Genomic DNA, 20,454 nt, shown 5'->3' on the forward strand with positions numbered 1-20,454 from the left:
TCCTTGCGCTGATGGTACTGCCCTGTTGTGGGGTGGGAGAGTAGGTCGCTGCCACGGTTTTTCTTGATAGGGGAGGGGAAGGGCTTGTCCTTTGGGGCGGGTTCTTTCCCTTCTTTTTTGTTGGGGTTGTTTGTGCGTTTGTGAATCGTGTTTGTGTTTTTCGGGTGTGGGGCCGGGGTTGACTGCGGGAGGTGTGAGGCTGTGGACAAGCCCACCGTCCTGTGCTGCGGCTTTGGTGATGTACGCGTACGCCATGTCGTAGGCTGGAGGATACGAGTACTACTACGCGCTGCTACTGCTCAAAGTGGCAGCGCTTTTGAGTGTTGACGGACGGGTTGGATGACTGAGGACAGCCGATCGGGAGACCGCGAGGACTCCGGAGCAAACGACCACAGCGGTAACCGCTCCGGTGAGCCTGGCGGTCGCGGGCGCGGTGACGACTCCCGTTCCCGGTCTGGCTACAGGGGCTCCCGGGACGACAGAGGCGACTCCGGTGGCGGTGGCGACCGCCGCAACTTCCGGGGTGGCGATGACCGCCGCGGTGGGTTCCGCCGCGACGACCGAGGCGGCGACCGTCGCGACGATCGCGGAGGCGACCGAGGCGCTGCTGGCGGCGAGCGTCGTGACGACCGGGGCGGGTATCGGGGCCGCGACGACCGCGGGAACGACCGTGGCGGCAGGCGCGACGATGACCGCCGTGGCGGCGGCCGTGACTTCCGTGGCGGGGACGACCGCCGCGGCGGTTACCGGGGTGGTCCGGGCGGCGAACGCCGTGACGACCGTGGTGGCAACCGGGGTGGCGACAGCCAGCGCGGCGGCTACCGCGGGGACCGCGACCGCCAGGACGGTCGGCGTGACGGCCGCGGCGGCTACCGTGGCCGGGACGACCGTCAGGGTGGTGGGCGCGACGACCGTCGTGACGACCGGGGCGGGTATCGGGGCCGGGACGACCGTCAGAGTGGTGGGCGCGACTTCCGTGGCCGCGACGGCGGCCGGGACGACCGTGGCGGGAACCGGAACGACCGGGGCCGCGACTTCCAGCGTGACGACCGTCGACCGCAGCGGGACAACCGTCGCGATGACCGTCGCGATGACCGTCGTGACGATCGCCGTGACGACCGTGACCCGGCAGACATCGCTCCGCCGCTGCCCGACGAGGCCACCTACGACCAGCTGGACAAGGACACCAAGCGCGACCTGCACTCGCTGCCCAAGTCCCTGGCCGAGCTGATCGGCAAGCACATCGTCGCGGCCGGCATCCTGGTGGACGAGGACCCCGAGCGCGCCTACAAGCACGCTGCCTACGCTCGCCGCAAGGCCTCCCGCCTGGCCACGGTCCGTGAGGCGTCCGGTATCGCGGCCTACACGGTGGGCAAGTGGCAGGAGGCCCTCTCCGACCTGCGCGCGGCTCGCCGCATGAGTGGTCGGGACACCTTCCTCGCGATCATGGCCGACTGCGAGCGCGGCCTCGGCCGTCCCGAGCGGGCCCTGGAGATCACCAACGACCCGGCCGCCAAGGACCTGGACGCCGACGAGCGCATCGAGCTGCGGATCGTCGCCGCCGGTGCCCGCCGCGACATGGGTGACGTGAAGGCGGCCCTCGCCGAGCTCCAGGTTCCTGAGCTGAAGGAGCGCCGGGCCCGTCCGTACGTGGCCCGTTTGTTCTACGCGTACGCCGACGTCCTGGAGGAGCTGGGCCGCAAGGAGGACGCCCGCGAGTACTTCGCGCGTGCCTCCTCCGTGGACCGCGAGGGTGTCACGGACGCCGACGAGCGCCTGGCCGCGATCGAGGGCGTCGAGCTGGTCGACAGCGACGTCGAGGACGGGGTCGTCTGGACCGACGTCGAGGAGGAGGCGGACGAGGCGGCGGCCGAGGCCGAGGCCACCGCTTCCCGGGAGCGTCGTGACGACAAGGGCCGGGACCACCGCCGCGACGACCGCCGCGACGACCGCCGAGGCGGCCGCGAGGACCGGGGCTGACCCCCTCGGAACTCCCTGACGGAGCGCCGTCGAGTGGCCAGGAGCCACTCGGCGGCGCCGTCGTGTACCTGGGGGCGGTTCCCCGGCGCTACGACTCGGTGGTGTGCCTGACCTACCTGGGGGAGCGCCTCCTCATGGTCCGCCACAGACGGCGGGCCTGGGAGTTTCCCGGAGGCCACCACGAGAGCGGCGAGGACCTCTACGCCACCGCCCGGCGGGAGGCGTCCGAGGAAGCTGGGGCGACCCTCGCGGACGTCCGCCCCCTCGGGTACTACGTGTTGTCCGGCGGGCACACGACAGTGGTCACGCACGCCCGGGTGAGCGCCCTGGAACCACTGAGCGGCGAGTTCGAGACCGTCGAGGTGCGCGCCTTCGATCAGCTTCCCCCGGAGCGTGAACTGTCCTGGGCGGACGGCCTGTACGCGCACCTCCTGCGGGTCCTCGCGCTGCCCGGCGCTCGCTAGAGCCGCCCTGGCGCAGCGCGCCTTCACGGCCGCCGACGGCTGCCTCGGTACGTTTGGGGCCGTCCTCAGGAACCAGGGCGCCTGACGTGGATGCTCTCGACACCGACGGGCTCGTACTCGAGCCGTTCGTTGATGGCGAGCATCGGCTGGTTGCTGACGTGGTTCTCCGTGTAAGCGTGCCTGAGCCCCTTCTCCCTGGCCATGCGCAGGGCGCAGGCCTTGGTGTGTCCGGCCAGCCCCCGGCCCTGCCCGAGGCCGACTCTCCGGCTCAGGGGTCCGACCGCAGATCCCGCCGCATCAGCACACGGGGGTGACCGGACAGGACCGAGGCCGTGTCAGCGGCGTGGACGAACCCTGCGCGCTCGAAGTTCTTCCTGAGACCGGGATAGGCCATCGTCTGATCCACTCTGGCGTCGCCGTTGTCCAAGGGGTAGGACTCGACCACAGGTGCGCCGTGGGAGCGGGCGAACTCGACGGCCCCGCTGATCAGGCTTCGCGAGATTCCCTGTTTGCGGTGGCCGGGGCGCACCCGGATGCACCACAGGGACCAGACCGGCAGGTCGTCGATGTGCGGGATCTTTCGGTTCCGGGCGAAGGAGGTCGCCGAGCGCGGTGCCACGGCGGCCCAACCGACCGGTTCACCGCCGTCGTAGGCGAGTACCCCGGGCGGGGGTTCCGCGCGACACAGTTCCGTCACGTACTCGCCGCGGGCGGGACCGCGGAGCTCCTTGTTGAGCCTGGACGGGATTCGATAGCTCAGGCACCAGCACACGTTGGCCTGGGGCGACTTGGGGCCGACCAGGGTTCGGACGTCGTCGAAGACCGTGGCCGGGCGGACATCGATGGTCATGGCGCCAGGATGACACAGGGCGGGAGGATAGCGCGGACCCGCGTGGACGCCACCCTCCCCTGGGGTTGCTCATCCGCCGCCGAGCGATCAGATCCGGGCCGCGTTGCGCATGGCGGATGGAACCGCATGCCACCCCGACCAGACGGGGAGGGCCTCAGGCCCCCTCCTCAGCGGACTTGCGCTTCGCCTCGGCCTGCTCCTGGGCGAGTCGGTCCAACCAGTGCACGATCCCGCTCACATTGGCCTCCGGGCCGCTGAGCGTGTCCAGGACGGCCTTGGTCCCGCTCGAGGCCTCCGGAGGAAGCGGCTTGTACCGACTGATGACCTTGTCGCGCACCATCGCGATGGCGTGGTCGAGGTCCCCGCCGGTGTCCCGGGAGTCCCGCACGGTCTCCACCCACAGACGCAGTTCGCTCTCGGCGCGGTCGATGGTCTCGTTGACGGCGTCGTGTGCGCCGAAGTGGGAGAACATGAGCCGCTGCGCACCGATGTCACCGAACAGGCGCAGGGTGCGCAGGCAGGCCTCCATGTCGAAGTCCGGCGGCGGGGTGGCCGGGCGCAGATCCCCGGTGAGGGGGTTGTACACACCGAGGGCGTCGCCCACGTACAGGTCGCCGGTCCCGGTGTCGACCAGCCCCATGTGGTGCTTGGCGTGGCCGGGGGCGTAGTGCGACACGAGCCTGCGGCCCGCGCCCAGGTCGACCTCTCCGGTCTGGGCCACGGACCGGATGCGGGCGGCCTCGGTGGGACGCATGTGCCCGAACAGGGACTCCAACCGGTCGCCCCACACCATCTTGGCGCTGGCCATCAAGCGGCCGGGGTCTGCCAGGTGGCGGGCGCCGCGCTCGTGCACGACGATCTCCGCGTTGGGGAACAGGGCCGCCATGTCCCCGGTGCCGCCCGCGTGGTCCAGGTGGATGTGGGTGACCACGATGGTGGCGAGGTCCTCCGGGGCCAGCCCGAGCCGGATGACGGCGTCGCGCAGGACCGGGGCCGAACCGGCGGTGCCGACCTCGATGATGCAGGGCCGCTCGGTGCGGATGAGGTAGGCGGACACGACCCCGGGATAACCCGCGAGCATCGTGTCGATCGCGTAGATCTCGTCACCGAGCGGAGTGATCCCCTCGGGCAGACCGCTGACGTCCACGTCGTCGTGCACGGCGGGCACCCCTCTTCCTCAGCGTCCTTCGGTCCGCCGCGGACCGAACCCGACTCTAGGACAAGGATGTCATGGCAGCTGACGGCGGGGTCGCACCGTTGTCCACAGCTTCCGCAAGGGCCTTTCCCTCCACCACCCACCCGGGTGATCCTGGAACCAGCGCGCGCACCAGGACACTCCAAGAAAGGCCCTCGTGCTCGAATCCACCCCCGCACCCGTGTCGTCGAAGCCCATCCACGCCCCCACGCCACCCGGCCATTCCACGAGGACTGCTCCCGGGCCGGTCATGCCCGAGCCGTCGGGAACGACCTCCGCTTCGGGGAGCCCGAACGGAACCGAACCCCCGCCCCTGTCCCCAGGCCTGGCCGTCTCCGACGTCACCGCCCCGGAACGTCCGGACCGGGCCGAAGGACACCGCAACGAGGTCCTCGTGGTCGGCCGGGTCACCGCCGCCCCCTCCGAACGCGAACTGCCCAGCGGGGACCGCCTGGTCACCTGGCGGATCTGCGTGGCACGCCCCGAAGTGCCCGGACGAAAGCGGGCTCGGGCCGACTCGATGACCCTCGTCTCCTTCGATCCGCACCTGTGCGCGAGGGTGGAGGGCTGGCGGGTCGGCGACGTGGTCCGGGTGACCGGTGAGCTGCGCCGCCGGACCTGGCGAGGTTGGAACGGGATCCACAGCATGCTGGAGGTGGAGGCGGACACCGCCTCGCGTGTGAGCGAGGCGGTTCGGTGATCCGGTCACCAGCCCAGGACGGCCAGGGCCTCGGCGGCCGAAGACCCCGAGGGGTCGACCGTCTCGTCGGCCCAGACGGCCGTGCACAGTGCGCGGAGGCCGTCCAGACGGTCACCCTCCCCTGACAGACGAACCGATCCCGCGACCGTGGTGACGGTCCAGCCCCCGCACTCGGTGCGCGCGGTGTCCCCTTCGACACGGCGCACCGGGCCCGGGTGGGGCTCGTTCATCCCGGACACGTCCCACGACAGGTAACGGGGGCGCTGGTGGGCGGGGGCGGCCAGCACGTCCCGCGGGGTGGCCACCCCGGACAGGACCAGGAGCCCGGCGGCGCCGTGCACGGTGGCTCCCTCGATGTCGGTGTCCAGCCGGTCTCCCACGATTAGGGGGTTGCTCGCGCCGGTGCGCATCATGCCCTCCTCGTGCAGGGGGCGCATCGGCTTGCCGGCGATCACCGGCTCCACCCCGGTGGCGTGCGCGATCACCCGGACGAAGGAACCGTTCGCGGGGGTGACGCCCCACTCCGTGGGAGCGGTGGCGTCGGAGTTGCTGGCCACGTAGAAGGCGCCGCGTGAGACAGCGAGCGTGCCCTGGTCGAGGAGGTCGCGAGCCATCGTCCGTGAGTAACCCTGGACCACGGCCACCACCGAGTCCGAAGAGACCGTGACGGGCCGCAGCCCCATCCTGCGGACGGCCTGGCGCAGCCCGGTGTCCCCGACCACCAGTACCTCCGATCCCTCCGGGTACCGGGCGGCGATCAGGCGCGCCGCCGCCTCCGCGGAGGTCACCACGTCCTCGGGGGCGGCGGGCACGCCCAGCTGGGTCAGGTGCTCCGCGATACGAGCGGGGGTGCGTCCGGCGTTGTTGGTCACGAAGGCGACCCGGGCCCCCGCGGCTCGGGCCTTGCCCACGGCCTCGGGCGCCGCGGGCACGGCTTCGGGACCGATGTAGACCACACCGTCCAGGTCGAGGAGCATCGCGTCGTGGAGCTCGTTGAGCGGGCGGTCAGCGGCCTGCAAGGACATGGTGTGGTCCGATTCCGTGTGGCGGGAGAGGTCACCCCCAGGCTAGGCCGCTGTGGGCTCACGGCCGCCAGCCCTCAGATGTGCGTTCCGTCGCAGCCGGTCGGTGCTCGGTGAGCCAGCCGGTGGTGAAGGTGACCGCGTCCCCCAGCGAGAACAGCCGGGCGGTCGCCGAACCCACACGTGCGACCGTCACCGCGCCGGTGGCCTCGAACTCGGCGCCGAGTTCGGGGAAGTCGCCCTCGTCTAGGACCACACCGGTGTAGGTGACCCACTTCCGTTGGTCCTCGTCGTCACGGATGGCACACGAGGAGGATTCGGTGGGCGGATCGGCCACCCGGTACTCCGCCAGGTGGAAAGCCGTGCAGGAGTCGTAGCCGGTGCCCAACAACAGGACTCGCGCCCCGACCCGCTCCATCTGACCGCCAGGGGTGACTCCTCACCGAGGGCCGATTCGAGGGGGTGGGGGTGCATGAGGTGCGCCGCTCGCGGACCCAAGGCGGCGAAGGAGGTCTGCGGGTGAGGGCTGCGTACCGCGCCCGGCCACGTGCGGACCCGTTCGGGAACGCGCCCCACACAGGTGCTGGGGGTGATCGCGGGGTCGGTGCTTCGGCGCGGATCGTCTCCCACCACGGCCGTGGCACGGGCGGGTTCACCCAACCAGAGGGGTCGGTGTTGCCCATGGTCTGGGTGGGAACCACGAGGTTCCCCGCGGGCCCAGCGCGTCCAGCAGCGCCTGGACCACGGCCTGGTCTGCCCCGCACGCCCACCCGAGGGAGCGCAGTGAGGTGTGGACCAGGAGTGTGTTACCAGGGCGCACTCCCAGGCGCGCCAGGTGCAGGGTGAGTGAGGCCGCCGTACGCGGCCCGCCCGAGAGGTAAGGGGGAGTGAACACGGGCGCTCCGGTGCTGGTGGACGCTTCGGGTCACTTTCCCAGGGCGAAGGTCCGCGAGGCCATTCAGTTTCGCTCTCGGGCCCTCTCTGCCATGATGCGACTCCCGGAACGCCTGCCGACGCGATTATCAAGCGGAGATAACGGCTCGCGTTCCCGCAGGTCGCGAAGTGTAGGCCCCGCGCACGCGGGGATGGACCGTACCCGGAGATCCCGAACGGCAGCAACCGCAAGTAGGCCCCGCGCACGCGGGGATGGACCGGGATTCCGTTCCCCCGCCGCACCCCCGAGGATGTAGGCCCCGCGCACGCGGGGATGGACCGTGTGCTGTGCATGCACCGCGCATTACCCTCGTGTAGGCCCCGCGCACGCGGGCGGGCCGGGGCAAGGGGCTTTGCCCCCATCCGCCTCGACGAACCCCGTACGCGGGAGCTGGCGGAACCTGGCTAGTCCAGGACTCGCATGACCAGGCCGGTGCGGGGCTTGGGGCCGAAGGACGTGGACTTGCGGGGAGTGAGTTCGCCCCGGTCGGCGACGGCGTAGACCTGCTCCACGTGCAGCGGGGGCACGATCACCGCCGTGCCCTTCTCGTCGCGGGCGGCGGCCTCGGCCTCGGCCGGGTCGTCATGGACCATTCGCACGTGTTCCTCGGGGAAGTGCCACAGGGGCAGGAGCACCTCGTGCAGGGCGGCTGTGGCCAGGTGGCGCCAGTCGGGGGAGCGGTCGGGCATGGCGCGTTGGAGCACGGCCTCGTCGAATCCGCTCACCAGGTGGGCGTCGCCCTCAGCTGACACCAGGAGCAGGGCCGGGGCCTGCGCGTCCTCCAGGAGCGCGGGGTCTGCTTCGGTGACCGGCTCCACCCGGGCCACGGTTCCGGCGGCGGCCAGAGCCTCGGCGGTGTCCATGCCGGGCAGCACACGGTGGATGGCGCCGAGCCGGGGCGGGTGGGTGTCGCTGTCCACGAGCAGGGCCAGGCCGTGGTTCCAGCCCGGGTCGGCGTTCTCCTCGCGCAGTTGGCGGTAGGCAGCGTAGCGGTGGTGCCCGTCGGCGATCAGCGCGGAGCGTCCGGCCAGGTCGTCCGCGATCTCCTGCTGGATCCGCGGGTCGGTGACGGCCCACAGTCGGTGCTCGGAACCGTCGCGGGTTCGCGTGGACACCAGGGGACGCTGTCGGTCTCCGGTGTTCTCCGTGACCGCTGAGGCCGCACCGTTGGCGCCCCGGTACATCAGGAAGATGGGTTCGAGGTTGGCGCGGGCCACCTCCATCAGGCGGAAGCGGTCGCGCACCGGGGGATCGGCCACGTCCTCGTGCGGCCGCACGGCGGGGTCGAAACCCTCGTCCGGCAGCCCCAGGGCCCCCACCAGCCCCCTCTGGGTCTGGCCGTCGGCGGTGACCTGCTCGTAGACGTAGAGCGCCGGTTCCCCGTCCTGGGCCAGGACTCCCTCGGCGATCCAGCTGCGCAGGAGGTCGGCGGCCACCTGGTAGCGCGCGGACGCGTCGGGTGAGTGCCGGGAGAGTTCGAAGGGCAGTGTGACCCTCGCCGCGTTGTGGGGGTCGGATCGTTGGAGCTCGCGTGCCTCGTCCGCGTCGGGGATGTCGTAGGGCGGGGCCAGCAGCCGGGCGATGTCGAAGACACCGTCGATGAAGCGTTCGACGTCGGGGGCCGCGTAGCGCAGACCGCGGAAGGGGGCCAGGACGAGTGGTTGGCGAGGCATCCCAGCAAGGTACCCGTCGACGGCCCGCTTCAGAGCACGCGTCGCAGGCGGAGCATGTCGCTGAGGCTGGCGTCCACCTTGAGGCGCCGGGTGAACAGGGCCGTCGCCGGGTCCAGGCGGTCCTCGGCGAGGGCCACGAGGTCGTCGCTGGACACGGTCACCCGTACCTGGGGAGTGCCCGCGGGATCGTCCAGGGGGCGCGGGGTGACGTCGGTGAGCCCGTTCGTGGTCAGCCGCATGTCGAAGGCCGTCCCGAGGTCGGGGACGACCACGCGCACCGTGCGTTCGCGGATGTGTGCGCGGCGGCGGTCCAGGGGCTTGGCGAGGATGCGCTCGTTCGCCCGGGCGATGCCTTCGAGGCACGCGTCGATGCTGCTCATGGGGTCATGATGCCCTACCGGCGCGAGACCTTCGGGTGGTCCCACCCTGGGAAGCTCGCTCGTTTGCGTGTCACACGCGTCCGGGTCCCGGTAGCGTTGGCGTCGAACCCCCCGGAGCACGAGGCCCCTCCCTCCCGCGCCCTCCTTCCCTTTCCTCCTGCGGTCCCTTCAAGGAGCAAGTCATCATGGTCGTCGACGCGGTACGCACCTATCTGGACGCCGCCAATGGCCTCACCGAACTCTCACGCAAGCAGGCCGTGGCCGCCGCCAAGACACTGCTGCGCGCCAACGGGTCGACCCCCGTCGCGGTACCGGACGGCGAGGCCCCGCCCAGGGTGGGGCAGAGCATCCAGACCCTGGCGGGCGAGCTGATCGAGACCAGCCAGGCCAACCGGGCGGCCGTCGCCGACCTGGTGCGGTCCGAGGTCCGCAGCGCGCTGGAGCAGATGGACATGGTGCCGCGCGGGGAGTACGAGCGGATGGTCCGCCGGGTGGCCGAGCTGGAGCGCCGGATGGCGGCCCGCCACGCGGTGGAACGGGTGCTGGAACCCCGGGGCGGTGCGTCCTCGGAGCTCCCCGCGCCTGGGGAGGGCGCGCCCGAACCCGTCCAGGAGAAGTCGGAGCCCGTCGCGATCGAGGAGCCCCACGAGGCTCAGGCGAAGGGCGAGGAGCCTGCGGCCGGTAAGGACGACGCGCCCGCGACGAGCGGGGCCGAGGCTCCGGAGACCGCGGCCGTGGAGGACGGCGACGGCTCGAAGGAGGGCGACACGGCCCAGGACGGTGCCGCCGCGAACCAGCCCCGGAGCAAGCCCAAAACGACCCGGCCGCGTTCGACCCCCAAGCGCACCACCAAGGGCAAGGGCGCCAAGAAGTAGAGTCCGTTCCGGGCGCCGGAGCACCGGCGCCCGCGTGGGTGGTCGAAGGGACGGGGAGAGATGGACTCGAGCGAGCAGGCCGAAGCGTTGGCGGAGCGGACACTCGGTGCGACCAGGGAGCGGTTGGCCGCGCTGGACACGCTGCCCACCCACGAGCACGTGGCGGTCTTCGACACGCTCCAGCAGGAGCTGTCGGGCGTACTGGGCGCGCTGGGACAGAACGCCCGGGGTCCCCGATAGTGTCCGGAACGGCCGGTACCCTAGGTGACCATGGCAAAACGTAGTCGGCTCGACGCGGAACTGGTCCGCCGAGGCCACGCACGCTCACGGGGACACGCGGCCGAGTTGATCGAGGACGGATTTGTCCTGGTCTCCGGCATGGTGGCGTCCAAGGCCGCGACCCAGATCGGCACCGACCAGCCCGTTGTGGTGCGCACACCCTCCGAGGAGCCGGCCTACGTCTCCCGTGGCGCGCACAAGCTCATCGGGGCGCTGGACGCCTTCGGGCTGGACGTGAAGGGGCGGCGGGCCCTGGACGCCGGGGCCTCCACCGGTGGATTCACCGACGTCATGCTGCGGCGCGGCGTGGCGCACGTCACGGCCGTCGACGTCGGCTACGGACAGCTGGCCTGGTCGTTGCGCAGTGACGAGCGGGTGCGGGTCATGGAGCGGGTCAACGTCCGTGAACTCACCCCCGAGATGGTCGGCGAACCCCGTCCCGACCTGGTGGTCGGCGACCTGTCGTTCATCTCCCTCAAGCTGGTCCTGGGCGCCCTGCGTGATTCCGTGGCGCCCGACGCCGACTTCTCGATGATGGTCAAGCCCCAGTTCGAGGTGGGCAGGGAGCGCGTGGGCGCGGGCGGTGTGGTCCGCGAGCCCGAGCTGCGCGCCGAGGCCGTGTCCGACGTGGCCGCGCACGCCCTCACGCTGGGTCTGGGAGTGGTCGACGTGACAGCCAGCCCCCTGCCGGGCCCCTCGGGCAACGTCGAGTACTTCCTGTGGATGCGCGCTGGTGAGCCCCCTCTGGACCCGGCCGCGTTGGAGCGCGCGATCCAGGAGGGACCGTCCTGAGGGCGTGGCCTCCTGTCACAGGAGTCCGGTAACGTGACCCGGCCGGGTGCGGTCGAGCACCCGGTCAGCACCAGACTTCCCACTGGGGAGCGAACGTAAGGGGACGGCGATGACCAGCGGACGCAGCGTTCTCCTGCTGGCCCACACCGGCCGGCCCGCGGCCGTACGCAGTGCCCAGTTGGTCCACGCGCGTCTGAGCGCGGAGGGTCTGACCGTCCGCATGCTCAAGAGCGAGGTCGAGGAACTGGCGGCCTCCGGCTGCGTCCTGTCCCCGGTCGAACCGGTCGAGGCGGCGGGTGCCGCCGAGGGCGTCGAACTGGTCATGGTGCTCGGCGGGGACGGAACCCTGTTGCGGGCCGCCGAGCTCGCCCGACCGGCGGGTGCGCCGCTGCTGGGGGTCAACCTCGGGCACGTCGGCTTCCTGGCCGAGGCCGAACGCGAGGACCTGGGCGCCACGGTGAACAGCGTCGTCAACCACGACTACGTGGTCGAGGAACGCATGACCCTCGACGTGGCCGTCTTCAACGGTGGCCGGGGCGACGGCGCTCCGCCCGTGCGTTCCTGGGCGCTCAACGAGGCGACCCTGGAGAAGGCCGACTCGCGCCGCATGCTGGAGATGGTCCTGGAGGTGGACGGGCGCCCCCTGTCCAGCTGGGGCTGCGACGGTGTGGTGTGCGCGACCCCCACCGGTTCCACCGCCCACGCCTTCTCCGCCGGAGGCCCGGTCGTGTGGCCGGACGTGGAGGCGCTGCTGGTCGTGCCGATCAGCGCGCACGCCCTGTTCGCCCGGCCCCTGGTGGTCGGGCCCGAGGCGACGGTGGCGCTGGAGGTGCTGCCGGAGACCACACCGGGCGTGCTCTGGTGCGACGGACGGCGTATGGTCGAATTGCCCGTGGGAGCACGAATCGAGATCACCCGTGCCGATACGCCGGTCCGGTTGGCCCGGCTGCACCGCGCGCCGTTCACCGACCGGTTGGTGGCCAAGTTCGGCCTCCCGGTCTCGGGATGGCGGGGACGGGCCGCACACGGACGCTGATCCAGCGCCGTCGCAAGCAAAGGGCGTCAACTATCAGGAGAGGGATCGGTGCTCGAAGAAGTCCGAATCCAAGGCCTCGGTGTCATCGACGACGCCGTGTTGGAACTGTCACCGGGTCTGACCGTCGTCACCGGTGAGACCGGCGCGGGCAAGACCATGGTCGTGACCGGGCTGGGACTGCTCTTCGGTGGACGCGCCGACCCCCAGCGGGTACGTCCGGGGGCCGACCGCGCCGTGGTCGAGGGACGGTTGACCGTTCCCCGGGGCGGCCGGGTGGCCGACCGCGTGCTGGAGGCCGGGGGCGACATCGACGACGACGTCCTGATCCTCACCCGTGCGGTGTCGGCCGAGGGACGGTCGCGGGCCACCATGGGGGGCCGTTCGGCCCCGGTCAGCCTGCTCGCCTACCTGGCCGACGACCTGGTCGCCGTGCACGGGCAGTCCGACCAGCAGCGCCTGCTGCGCTCGGACCGTCAGCGCTCGTCACTGGACCGGTTCGCCGGGGATGACCTGGCCAGGGCGATGAAGCGTTACACCGCCGCCTACCGGCGCCACCGCGAGGTCTCCGCCGAGCTGGACGAGCTGGTCGAGCGCGCCCGTGAGCGCGCACAGGAGGCCGACCTCCTCCGCTTCGGTGTGGAGGAGATCGCCGCCGCCGAGCCCCAGCCCGGTGAGGACGCCGAGCTGCTCGCGGAGGAGACCCGGCTGGCGCACGCCGACGGACTGCGGGTGGCCTCGACCACCGCGCACGAGGCGCTCACCGGTGACCCGGCCGCGGCCGAGGTCCAGGCCGATGTGGCGGGACTGCTGTCGGCCGCGCGTCAGGCTGTCGGCGCCGTGCGCGACCACGACGCGGAACTGGCCGCCATCGGCGACCGCCTGGACGAGGCCTCGTACATCCTCACCGACGCCGCCACCGAGCTGGCCTCCTACGCCGAGTCGGTGGACGCGGACCCGGCCAGGCTGGCCGTGATCCAGGAGCGCCGGTCCCTGCTGACGCAGCTCTCACGCAAGTACGGCGAGACCACGGACCAGGTGCTGGCCTGGGCGGAGACCGCAGCCAAGCGCCTCGGGGAGCTGGACGGCGACGACGAGCGGATCGACGGGCTGCGCGCGGAGGCCGAGGAGCTGTACGCGCGGCTGGACGAGGCCGCCACCGAGCTCACCGAGATCCGCTCCGGGGCCGCCGAGCGGTTCGGCGCGGCGGTCACCGAGGAGCTGACCGCGCTGGCCATGCCGCACGCGCGGGTGAGCGTGCGCATCACCACGGGTGAGGAGTTCGGGCAGCACGGGCGCGACGAGGTCGAGCTCCTGCTGGCCCCGCACCCGAGTTCGCCGCCGCTGGCCCTGCACAAGGGCGCCTCGGGCGGTGAACTGTCGCGGGTGATGCTGGCGATCGAGGTGGTCTTCGCCGGAGCGGACCCGGTCCCCACCTTCGTGTTCGACGAGGTGGACGCCGGTGTCGGCGGCAAGGCCGCGGTGGAGATCGGCCGACGTCTGGCCCGTCTGGCCCGGTTGGCGCAGGTGATCGTGGTCACTCACCTGCCGCAGGTGGCGGCCTTCGCCGACGCCCACCTGGTGGTGGAGAAGTCCACTGAGGGTCTGGTGACGGAGAGCGGCGTGGTCCGGCTGGACCGGGACGGGCGGGTGCGTGAGCTCTCGCGGATGCTCGCCGGGTTGGAGGACTCCGAGTTGGGTCGGGCCCATGCCGAAGAGCTGATGAACAACGCCGATCCGGAGCGCGCCCACCCGGCTGGCTGACCCCGGTTTCGAGGACTGGTTCGCAGCGGTGTCCGTGCCCCCTGGGCGCGGGCACCGCCGACGTCACGGCCTGGGGTGGTTTGCCCAGAAAACGCCGACCAGTCAACTGTAGTAACTTACCGTGATCGACTTCTGACAGTATGCCACCGATGAAGGTATCGGATGCGCTCAGAGCCACAATGCGATTCCGCCGTTCGCGAGCGGAAGCCCCCTTCGGGCTGGTCGCGCCCGTCCGTTCGGACCGCCGCACCAAGAACCTGACCAAGCGGCTGCGACCCGGCGACATCGCCGTGATCGACCACGTCGACCTGGACCGGGTCAGCGCCGAGGCCCTGGTGGGTTGCGGGGTCTCGGCGGTGCTCAACGTCGCCCGCAGCATCAGCGGGCGCTATCCCAACCAGGGGCCCGAGATGATCGTGGCCGCGGGAATCCCCCTGGTGGACGACGTCGACCCCGAGGTCCTGACCCGAGTCCGCGACGGGGAACGGTTGCGGTTGGAGGGCGCCACCCTCTACCGGGACGACGAGGTCGTCGCCCGGGGTGTCCGTCAGGACAAGGAGAGCGTGGCGGCCGCCATGGCCGGGGCCCGCGCCGGGCTGGCCACCCAACTGGAGGCCTTCGCGGCCAACACCATGGCCTACCTCCAACGCGAACGCGACCTCCTGCTGGACGGCATCGGTATCCCCGCGATCGGCACCTCCATGGAGGGGCGCCACGTCCTGATCGTCGTGCGGGGTTACCACTACCGCGAGGACATCGTCGCCCTGCGGCCCTACATCCGCGAGTTCCGGCCGGTGATCATCGCGGTGGACGGCGGAGCCGACGCCGTGATGGAGGCCGGATACCGGCCGGACATCATCGTCGGGGACTTCGACTCCGTCTCCGACCAGGCGCTGACCAGCGGCGCCGAACTCGTGGTGCACGCCTACCGCGACGGCCGCGCCCCCGGCCTCCAGCGGCTCACCGACCTGGGCCACGAGGCGGTGGTCTTCCCCGCGACCGGCACCAGCGAGGACGTGGCGATGATGCTCGCCGACGGCTCGGGCGCCAGCCTCATCGTCGCGGTGGGCACCCACGCCACCCTGGAGGAGTTCCTCGACAAGGGCCGGTCGGGCATGGCCAGTACCTTCCTCACCCGGCTCCGGGTCGGCGGGAAGCTGGTTGACGCCAAGGGCGTGAGCCGCCTCTACCGATCCCGCATCTCACCGTGGGCACTGCTCGGCCTGGTGGCCGCGTGCCTGCTCACCATCCTGGTCGCCGCCTACAGCTCACCGGCCGGGCAGGTCTATCTCACCTTTCTCGCGGCGCGCTGGGACGCGTTCGTCTACTGGATGACGGGGCTGTTCACGTGATCGACTTCCGCTATCACCTCGTGTCCATCATCGCGGTGTTCCTCGCGCTCACCGTCGGTCTGGTCCTGGGCACCACGATGCTCCAGGACCCGCTGCTCAACACCCTCCAGTCCGAGACGGCCGACCTGCGTGGGCAGAGCGAGGAGCTGCGCGCCGAGCGCGATGACTCCGAACTGCTCAACACCGGGGCGGACCAGTTCACCGACGCCGTCGCGGCCGACGTTCTGGAGGACCGCCTGCTCGACCGCGAGGTGGTCCTGGTCGCGGCGCCCGGCGCGGACGAGGAGGTCGTACAGGCCCTGGGCGGTCGCGTGGAGGAGGCCGGCGCCTCCGTCGCGGGCCGAGTGGTGTTCGAGGAGGCGTTCCTGGACAGCGGCAGCGCCACCTTCGTCGACGAACTCGCGCTCCAGGTCGCCGTCGATCCGGGTGACCTCTCGGGCAACCCCTACGACAAGGCCGGAACTGCGCTCGGGCACGCGCTGGCGGCCCCGGACGAGGCGGACGCCGAGGAGTCCGAAACGACCGAGGAATCCGAAGCGGTTGAGGACGCCGAGGCGACCGAGGGCCGTGGCAGGGACAACGACGACGCCGAAGCCGAGGGTGCGGCCACGGAGGACCCGGAGACGGGCCACGACGCCAGTGCCGTGCTGTCGGCCTTCTCCGAGGGCGGCCTGCTCACGGTCGAGGGTTCCCCTGCCGCGTCGGCCGACACCCTGATCGTGGTGGCCCCCGCCAGCAACGCCCCCGAAGAGGACGCCGAACGCGTCAACACCGCGCTGACCAGCCTCACCGCGGCGCTGCACCGGCAGGTCGGACCCACGGTCCTTGCCGGGGGAGCCGACTCGGGCCGCCCCGGCGGCGTGGTGGCCCTGGCGCGCGACCAGGAACCGTCCCACGCCACCGTGGACGTGGTCGGGCGTTCCACCGGCGACGTGGTCGCCGTCCTCGCCCTGGCCGACTCCCTCGACGGCTCCGGATCCGCCTACGGCATCGGTGAGGGTGTGGTCGGCTTCCTGCCCGACCCGCTGCCCGGGCCGGTCGAGTCGGCCGAGACCGAAGCCGACGCCGAGGCGGTGGCCGAGTCCGGCAACGAGGACGAGGCCCGCCGCCGGGCGCCGCGGAGCGGAGAATGAGGCCCGCGCGCACCGCCCCGGTGACCGCGCCGCGCACCTCCGTGATGTCACAGGCGACCCGAGGGCTGACCGGTGCCGTGCTCGGAGCCCTCGCCGCCCGCTCCGCCTACCGGCTGCTCGACCGTGAGGGTGACCGCTCCCCGAGATGGCGGCGCGTCAACTTCCGGGGCCGCACCGTCACCCTCCAGGAGGGCCCGGCCCTCGCCTCGGGGGTCTGCGCCGCCTGTGTGCTCGTCCCCGGACTCACCCCGCGCGTGCGCGCGGCCACCTCCCTTGCCGCAGCGGCCTCGGCGGCCTTCGGCGCCTACGACGACCTGGCCGGGAACGCCCGGGCCAAGGGGTTGCGCGGACACCTGGGCGCGCTCGCCCACGGGGAGGTCACCACCGGGACGGTCAAGATGGCGGGGATCGGCGCCACGGGGCTGGCCGCCGCCTACCTGCTGCGCCGGGGGCCGCTGGACACCCTGGTGGACGGCGCCCTGATCGCGGCCAGCGCCAACCTCGTCAACCTCCTTGATCTGCGGCCCGGCCGGGCCGTGAAGTTCGCGCTGCTGGCCTCGGCCCCCGCGCTCGCCTCACCGGCCGCGCCGCTGGTGGGTCCGGTGCTGGGCGCCTCGGCCGCCCTGCTCCCCGACGACCTGGCCGAACGCTCGATGCTCGGTGACGCCGGGGCCAACGCGCTCGGTGCCGCCCTGGGCGCGGCCGCCGCCGCCCGCGCGCCCCGACCGGTCCGCCTGGCCCTGCTCGGTGGGGTGGTCGGTCTGACCCTGGCCAGCGAGCGCGTCAGCTTCTCCCAGGTGATCGAGCGCGTGCCGCTGTTGAACAGGCTGGACCGCTGGGGGCGCGCCGACGCCGCTGAGGCCGGGCCGGATCGGCGAACCGCCGACCACAACCCGCCCGGGGCGCAGTCGCCGGGCGGAACGGGACGACTGCGGGGGACGGCCCAGGACGGGCCGGAGCGAGTGCCACGCGCACGGCGCTCCGCCGCCTCACCGGCCCCGGGGTGACGCGCGGGGTCGCCACGGCGGCGGCGCTCATCGCGGTGGTCACCGTGGGCGCCCGCCTGGCCGGGTTCGGCCGCACCGTCGTCTTCTCACAGACCGTCGGCGACACCTGCCTGGGCACCGCCTACGTCACCGCGAACCAGCTTCCGGCGGTGCTGTTCGAGATCGTCATCGGCGGAGCCCTGACCGCCATGGTCGTCCCCGTCCTGGCAGCCGCGGTCAAACGCGGCGACGACGACCAGGTCCGGCACACCGCCTCCGCGCTGGTCACCTGGGTGCTGCTGCTGTCCCTGCCGTTGGCCGCGCTGCTGGCGCTGGCCTCGGTCCCGGCGATGACCCTGCTGCTGGGCACGGGGGCCGGCTGCGACCGCGCCGCTCTGGTCGGCCTGGCCGCCCGCATGCTGGTGGTGTTCGCGCCGCAGATCGTCTTCTACGGGCTCGCGGCGGTCCTCTACGGCGTGCTCCAGTCACACCGCCGGTTCCTGGCTCCGGCCCTGGCGCCCCTGGTGTCCAGCCTGGTGGTCATCGCCGCCTACCTGGTGTTCGTGCCCCTGGGCGCGGACCACCGGCAGGACCTTGACACCCTGCCGATCCCCGCCGAACTCGTGCTCTCCCTGGGCACGACCGCCGGGGTGGTGGCGCTCTTCCTCACGGTGCTGGGCCCGGCCGGGGGGCTGCGGCTGCGGTTGCGCCCCCGCCTGACCTTCCCCCCGGGTGTGGGCGCCCGCGTGCGTTCCCTGGCCATGGCCTCGCTGCTGCCCCTGGTGGCCATGCAGGTGAGCCTGCTGCTCTCGGTCGCTCTGGCCAACTGGGGCGGGGGAGCGGGCGCCTCCGTGCTGTACAGCTACGCGTGGGCGCTGTTCACCCTGCCCTACGGGGTGATCGCCGTTCCCATCGCGACCAGCGCGTTCACCGCGCTGGCGGTGGCCCACGCGGAGGAGGACCGGGACGGCTTCGCCCGGCTGCTCTCGGGCAGCGCGCGGGCCTGCGTGGTGATCACCGCGGGGGTGGGCACGGCCCTGGCGGCGGCGGCCGCACCGCTCGCGGCGGTCTTCGCCCAGGTGGAGCCGGCACCGTTGGAACGCGCGCTGTCGACCTACGCCCCGGGGGTGGTGGGGTTCGGCCTGGTGGCGCTGCTCAGCCGGGCGCTGTACGCCTCCCACCACGGCCGCTCCGCCGCCACCGCGCAGGTCGTGGGCTGGCTCGTGGTGATGGCGTGCGCCGTGGGGCTGGTGTGGGCGCTGCCCCCGGGGTGGTCCATCGCGGGGCTGGGCGCGGCGAGCACCGCGGGGCTCAGCCTGGCCGCCGCCCTGCTGTGTGCGGGGGTGGCGCGGGTCCACGGCGCCGCGTCCCTGTCCGGCCTGGTCCGGTCGCTGTGTGCGGCGCTGGTCGCGGGCGCGGCGGGATGGCTGGCCGGGCGGTGGGTCGCCACGGCGCTGGAGGGGCCCCCGGGGGACGGAATCTGGTGGACGGCGCTCGTGGCCGTCGCCGCGGGGTCCGCGGCGATGGCGGTCTTCGGGGCGGTGGCGGTCCTGGTGGACCGCTCCGCGCTGCGCACGGTGGCGGACCGTGCTCGGAACATTCGCGAACGAGGGAGGGGAACACGGTGAACGGCAGGATCGCGTTGGTCGTGGGGACGGTCAGCGGCGGGGTGGGCCGCCACGTGCGCTCGCTGGGTGAGGGGCTGGTGAACCGGGGGTTCCGTGTGGCGGTGGTCGGACCGCCCTCGGCCGATCGGGAGTTCGGGTTCTCGTCGCTGGGCATGCGCTTCTCCCCGGTGCCGATCGGGCCCTCGCCGTCCCCGAGCGATCCCGGGGTGGTGCTGCGCCTGCACTCGTTGCTGCGCGGGGCGGACGTGGTGCACGCTCACGGACTGCGGGCCGGGGCCCTGTGCGCGCTGGCGGGGGCGCGGCCGTTGGTGGTCACCGCGCACAACGCGCCGCCCGTGGTCGGGGGAGTCCTCGGCGCGGTCTACCCCGTGCTCGAGCGGATCGTGGCCCACCGCGCCGAGGTGGTCCTGGGGGTCTCCGGGGACCTCGTGCGCAGGCTCTCGGCTGCCGGGGCGAAGGACGCCCGGATGGCCGTGGTGGCGGCCCCGGAGACGGGCACGCCGTTGAAGGGACGGGAGGAGACCCGGGCGGACCTGGCTGTGGAGCCCGGCCGTCCGCTGCTGATGACGGTGGCCAGGCTCGCTGAGCAGAAGGGGCTGGACACCCTGTTGGCGGCGACCCCGGCGATCTCGAACCGGGTCCCCGAACCCGTGGTGGCCATCGCGGGGGACGGGCCGCTGTGGGGGGAACTGCACGACTCCGCCGCGGAGATGCGGGTGGACGTGCGCATGCTCGGGCACCGGGGCGACGTGGCGGACCTGCTGGCGGCGGCGGACGTCTTCTGCCTGACGAGCCACTGGGAGGGGCCGTCGCTGGTCATCATGGAGGCCCTACGGGCCGGGCTGCCGGTGGTCTCCACCAGGGTGGGCGGCATCCCCGACCTCTACGCGGGGACGGTGCTGATGGTGCCGCCCGGCGATCCCGCGGCCTTCGCGGCGGCGGTCGGCCGGGTGCTGGACGACCCTGACCTCGCGGCCGATCTGCGTGCCCGCTCCCGGGAGGCGGCGCTGAGGCTGCCCTCGGAGGAGGACGCGGTGGAGGCGGCGTGCGCGGTGTACAAGTCGGTGGCGCCCTGGTGACCGTCCCGGTTCCGGGTCCCCGGACGCGGCAGGGGCGCCCCGTGGACGGTGCCCGCGGGACCGTGCGGTCACACGTGGAACGGGATGTCCGGCGGGTGCGGATGATGTGTCTCCGGGGAGTGGTGGGTACCGCCGCGCGGGTGACTTCCTCAGAGAGGATTCTGATGTCATGCTGAGTACTGGCTCGGATGGCGTAACCTGTTCTGGTGCGCTCTACGCGCCTGCTTCACCACGTGAGGGGAGTATCCCTGTCGCGGCGGTGCCGTCATCACGGAGTACAACGACGTTCTCCCGGTTCCGTCGGTTCACGTTCTTCGGACGTGAGCGGGAGAGAC

At 72.3% G+C, this 20,454-nt stretch carries 20 protein-coding genes, 1 pseudogene and 1 CRISPR repeat array; of the genes and pseudogenes, 13 read left to right on the forward strand and 8 right to left on the reverse strand.

Annotation, left to right across the window (positions count from 1 at the left end):
- Nucleotides 1-282 precede the first annotated feature (282 nt).
- Complete coding sequence (locus KBX21_RS26580; RefSeq protein ID WP_247665521.1) at nt 283-1,296, reverse strand: hypothetical protein; 1,014 nt, start codon at nt 1,294-1,296, stop codon at nt 283-285.
- Here KBX21_RS26580 and KBX21_RS08740 point away from each other — a divergent pair.
- Complete coding sequence (locus KBX21_RS08740) at nt 1,264-1,980, forward strand: hypothetical protein (RefSeq protein ID WP_307869181.1); 717 nt, start codon at nt 1,264-1,266, stop codon at nt 1,978-1,980. The two genes, KBX21_RS26580 and KBX21_RS08740, sit on opposite strands and share 33 nt — an antisense overlap.
- Before the next feature lie 62 nt (nt 1,981-2,042).
- Complete coding sequence (locus KBX21_RS08745; RefSeq protein WP_049579809.1) at nt 2,043-2,444, forward strand: NUDIX domain-containing protein; 402 nt, start codon at nt 2,043-2,045, stop codon at nt 2,442-2,444.
- A 65-nt stretch (nt 2,445-2,509) separates the two neighbouring features.
- Here KBX21_RS08745 and KBX21_RS08750 read toward each other — a convergent pair whose 3' ends face one another.
- The 3 genes from KBX21_RS08750 to KBX21_RS08760 form a co-directional block, all read right to left on the reverse strand.
- Nucleotides 2,510-2,647 (reverse strand): hypothetical protein, encoded by a 138-nt coding sequence (locus KBX21_RS08750; protein ID WP_210841600.1) that lies wholly within the window; start codon nt 2,645-2,647, stop codon nt 2,510-2,512.
- Nucleotides 2,648-2,712: 65 nt separating this feature from the next.
- Complete coding sequence (locus tag KBX21_RS08755; protein WP_049579807.1) at nt 2,713-3,294, reverse strand: GNAT family N-acetyltransferase; 582 nt, start codon at nt 3,292-3,294, stop codon at nt 2,713-2,715.
- Nucleotides 3,295-3,448: 154 nt separating this feature from the next.
- Nucleotides 3,449-4,453, reverse strand: a complete 1,005-nt coding sequence (locus KBX21_RS08760) for an MBL fold metallo-hydrolase (protein WP_210841706.1) — start codon at nt 4,451-4,453, stop codon at nt 3,449-3,451.
- A 286-nt stretch (nt 4,454-4,739) separates the two neighbouring features.
- Between KBX21_RS08760 and KBX21_RS08765 the strand changes: the two genes are divergently transcribed.
- Nucleotides 4,740-5,189 carry a single-stranded DNA-binding protein gene (locus KBX21_RS08765; RefSeq protein WP_210841601.1) on the forward strand — a complete coding sequence of 150 codons (450 nt, stop codon included), beginning with the start codon at nt 4,740-4,742 and terminating at the stop codon, nt 5,187-5,189.
- A gap of 5 nt (nt 5,190-5,194) precedes the next feature.
- Here the strand turns inward: KBX21_RS08765 and KBX21_RS08770 are convergent, their stop codons facing one another.
- The 4 genes and pseudogenes from KBX21_RS08770 to KBX21_RS08785 all read right to left on the reverse strand — a co-directional run bounded on the left by KBX21_RS08770 (nt 5,195) and on the right by KBX21_RS08785 (nt 9,198).
- Nucleotides 5,195-6,214: an HAD-IIA family hydrolase gene (locus tag KBX21_RS08770; protein WP_210841602.1), complete on the reverse strand. Its 1,020-nt coding sequence runs from the start codon at nt 6,212-6,214 to the stop codon at nt 5,195-5,197.
- Nucleotides 6,215-6,272: 58 nt separating this feature from the next.
- Nucleotides 6,273-7,106: pseudogene (locus KBX21_RS08775) on the reverse strand (aminoglycoside N(3)-acetyltransferase).
- A 168-nt stretch (nt 7,107-7,274) separates the two neighbouring features.
- Nucleotides 7,275-7,487: a CRISPR direct-repeat array (repeat unit 30 nt; unit sequence TGTAGGCCCCGCGCACGCGGGGATGGACCG).
- Between the two features lie 62 nt (nt 7,488-7,549).
- Complete coding sequence (locus tag KBX21_RS08780) at nt 7,550-8,818, reverse strand: DUF1015 family protein (protein ID WP_210841603.1); 1,269 nt, start codon at nt 8,816-8,818, stop codon at nt 7,550-7,552.
- 29 nt (nt 8,819-8,847) lie between these two features.
- Nucleotides 8,848-9,198 carry an SCP2 sterol-binding domain-containing protein gene (locus KBX21_RS08785; RefSeq protein ID WP_049578559.1) on the reverse strand — a complete coding sequence of 117 codons (351 nt, stop codon included), beginning with the start codon at nt 9,196-9,198 and terminating at the stop codon, nt 8,848-8,850.
- A 185-nt stretch (nt 9,199-9,383) separates the two neighbouring features.
- Between KBX21_RS08785 and KBX21_RS08790 the strand changes: the two genes are divergently transcribed.
- The 10 genes from KBX21_RS08790 to KBX21_RS08835 all read left to right on the forward strand — a co-directional run bounded on the left by KBX21_RS08790 (nt 9,384) and on the right by KBX21_RS08835 (nt 20,119).
- Nucleotides 9,384-10,073, forward strand: coding sequence for a membrane fusogenic activity family protein (locus KBX21_RS08790; RefSeq protein ID WP_049578562.1), 690 nt, complete (start codon nt 9,384-9,386; stop codon nt 10,071-10,073).
- A gap of 60 nt (nt 10,074-10,133) precedes the next feature.
- A complete protein-coding gene (locus KBX21_RS08795) occupies nt 10,134-10,313 on the forward strand; it encodes a hypothetical protein (RefSeq protein WP_210841604.1) in 180 nt (59 codons plus the stop codon).
- 30 nt (nt 10,314-10,343) lie between these two features.
- The gene (locus tag KBX21_RS08800; protein ID WP_210841605.1) at nt 10,344-11,144 is read left to right on the forward strand and encodes a TlyA family RNA methyltransferase; all 801 of its coding nucleotides are present in this window, start codon (nt 10,344-10,346) and stop codon (nt 11,142-11,144) included.
- Between the two features lie 109 nt (nt 11,145-11,253).
- Nucleotides 11,254-12,180 (forward strand): NAD kinase, encoded by a 927-nt coding sequence (locus KBX21_RS08805; protein ID WP_017546473.1) that lies wholly within the window; start codon nt 11,254-11,256, stop codon nt 12,178-12,180.
- A gap of 48 nt (nt 12,181-12,228) precedes the next feature.
- The gene (gene recN / locus KBX21_RS08810) at nt 12,229-13,941 is read left to right on the forward strand and encodes a DNA repair protein RecN (RefSeq protein ID WP_049578568.1); all 1,713 of its coding nucleotides are present in this window, start codon (nt 12,229-12,231) and stop codon (nt 13,939-13,941) included.
- A 179-nt stretch (nt 13,942-14,120) separates the two neighbouring features.
- Nucleotides 14,121-15,293 (forward strand): putative cytokinetic ring protein SteA, encoded by a 1,173-nt coding sequence (gene steA / locus KBX21_RS08815; protein ID WP_049578571.1) that lies wholly within the window; start codon nt 14,121-14,123, stop codon nt 15,291-15,293.
- The gene (locus KBX21_RS08820; protein ID WP_210841606.1) at nt 15,290-16,426 is read left to right on the forward strand and encodes a copper transporter; all 1,137 of its coding nucleotides are present in this window, start codon (nt 15,290-15,292) and stop codon (nt 16,424-16,426) included. Before steA ends, KBX21_RS08820 begins: the two co-directional genes overlap by 4 nt.
- Nucleotides 16,423-17,433 (forward strand): hypothetical protein, encoded by a 1,011-nt coding sequence (locus tag KBX21_RS08825; RefSeq protein ID WP_210841607.1) that lies wholly within the window; start codon nt 16,423-16,425, stop codon nt 17,431-17,433. The genes KBX21_RS08820 and KBX21_RS08825 overlap by 4 nt, the downstream gene beginning before the upstream one ends.
- Entirely contained in the window at nt 17,430-19,040 is a 1,611-nt protein-coding gene (murJ, locus tag KBX21_RS08830) for a murein biosynthesis integral membrane protein MurJ (RefSeq protein WP_210841608.1), read from the forward strand. The genes KBX21_RS08825 and murJ overlap by 4 nt, the downstream gene beginning before the upstream one ends.
- Nucleotides 19,037-20,119, forward strand: a complete 1,083-nt coding sequence (locus KBX21_RS08835) for a glycosyltransferase family 4 protein (RefSeq protein ID WP_049578579.1) — start codon at nt 19,037-19,039, stop codon at nt 20,117-20,119. The genes murJ and KBX21_RS08835 overlap by 4 nt, the downstream gene beginning before the upstream one ends.
- Nucleotides 20,120-20,454: the final 335 nt, after the last annotated feature.

It is taken from the genome of Nocardiopsis sp. B62 (assembly GCF_018070675.1).
Taxonomy (GTDB): domain Bacteria; phylum Actinomycetota; class Actinomycetes; order Streptosporangiales; family Streptosporangiaceae; genus Nocardiopsis; species Nocardiopsis prasina.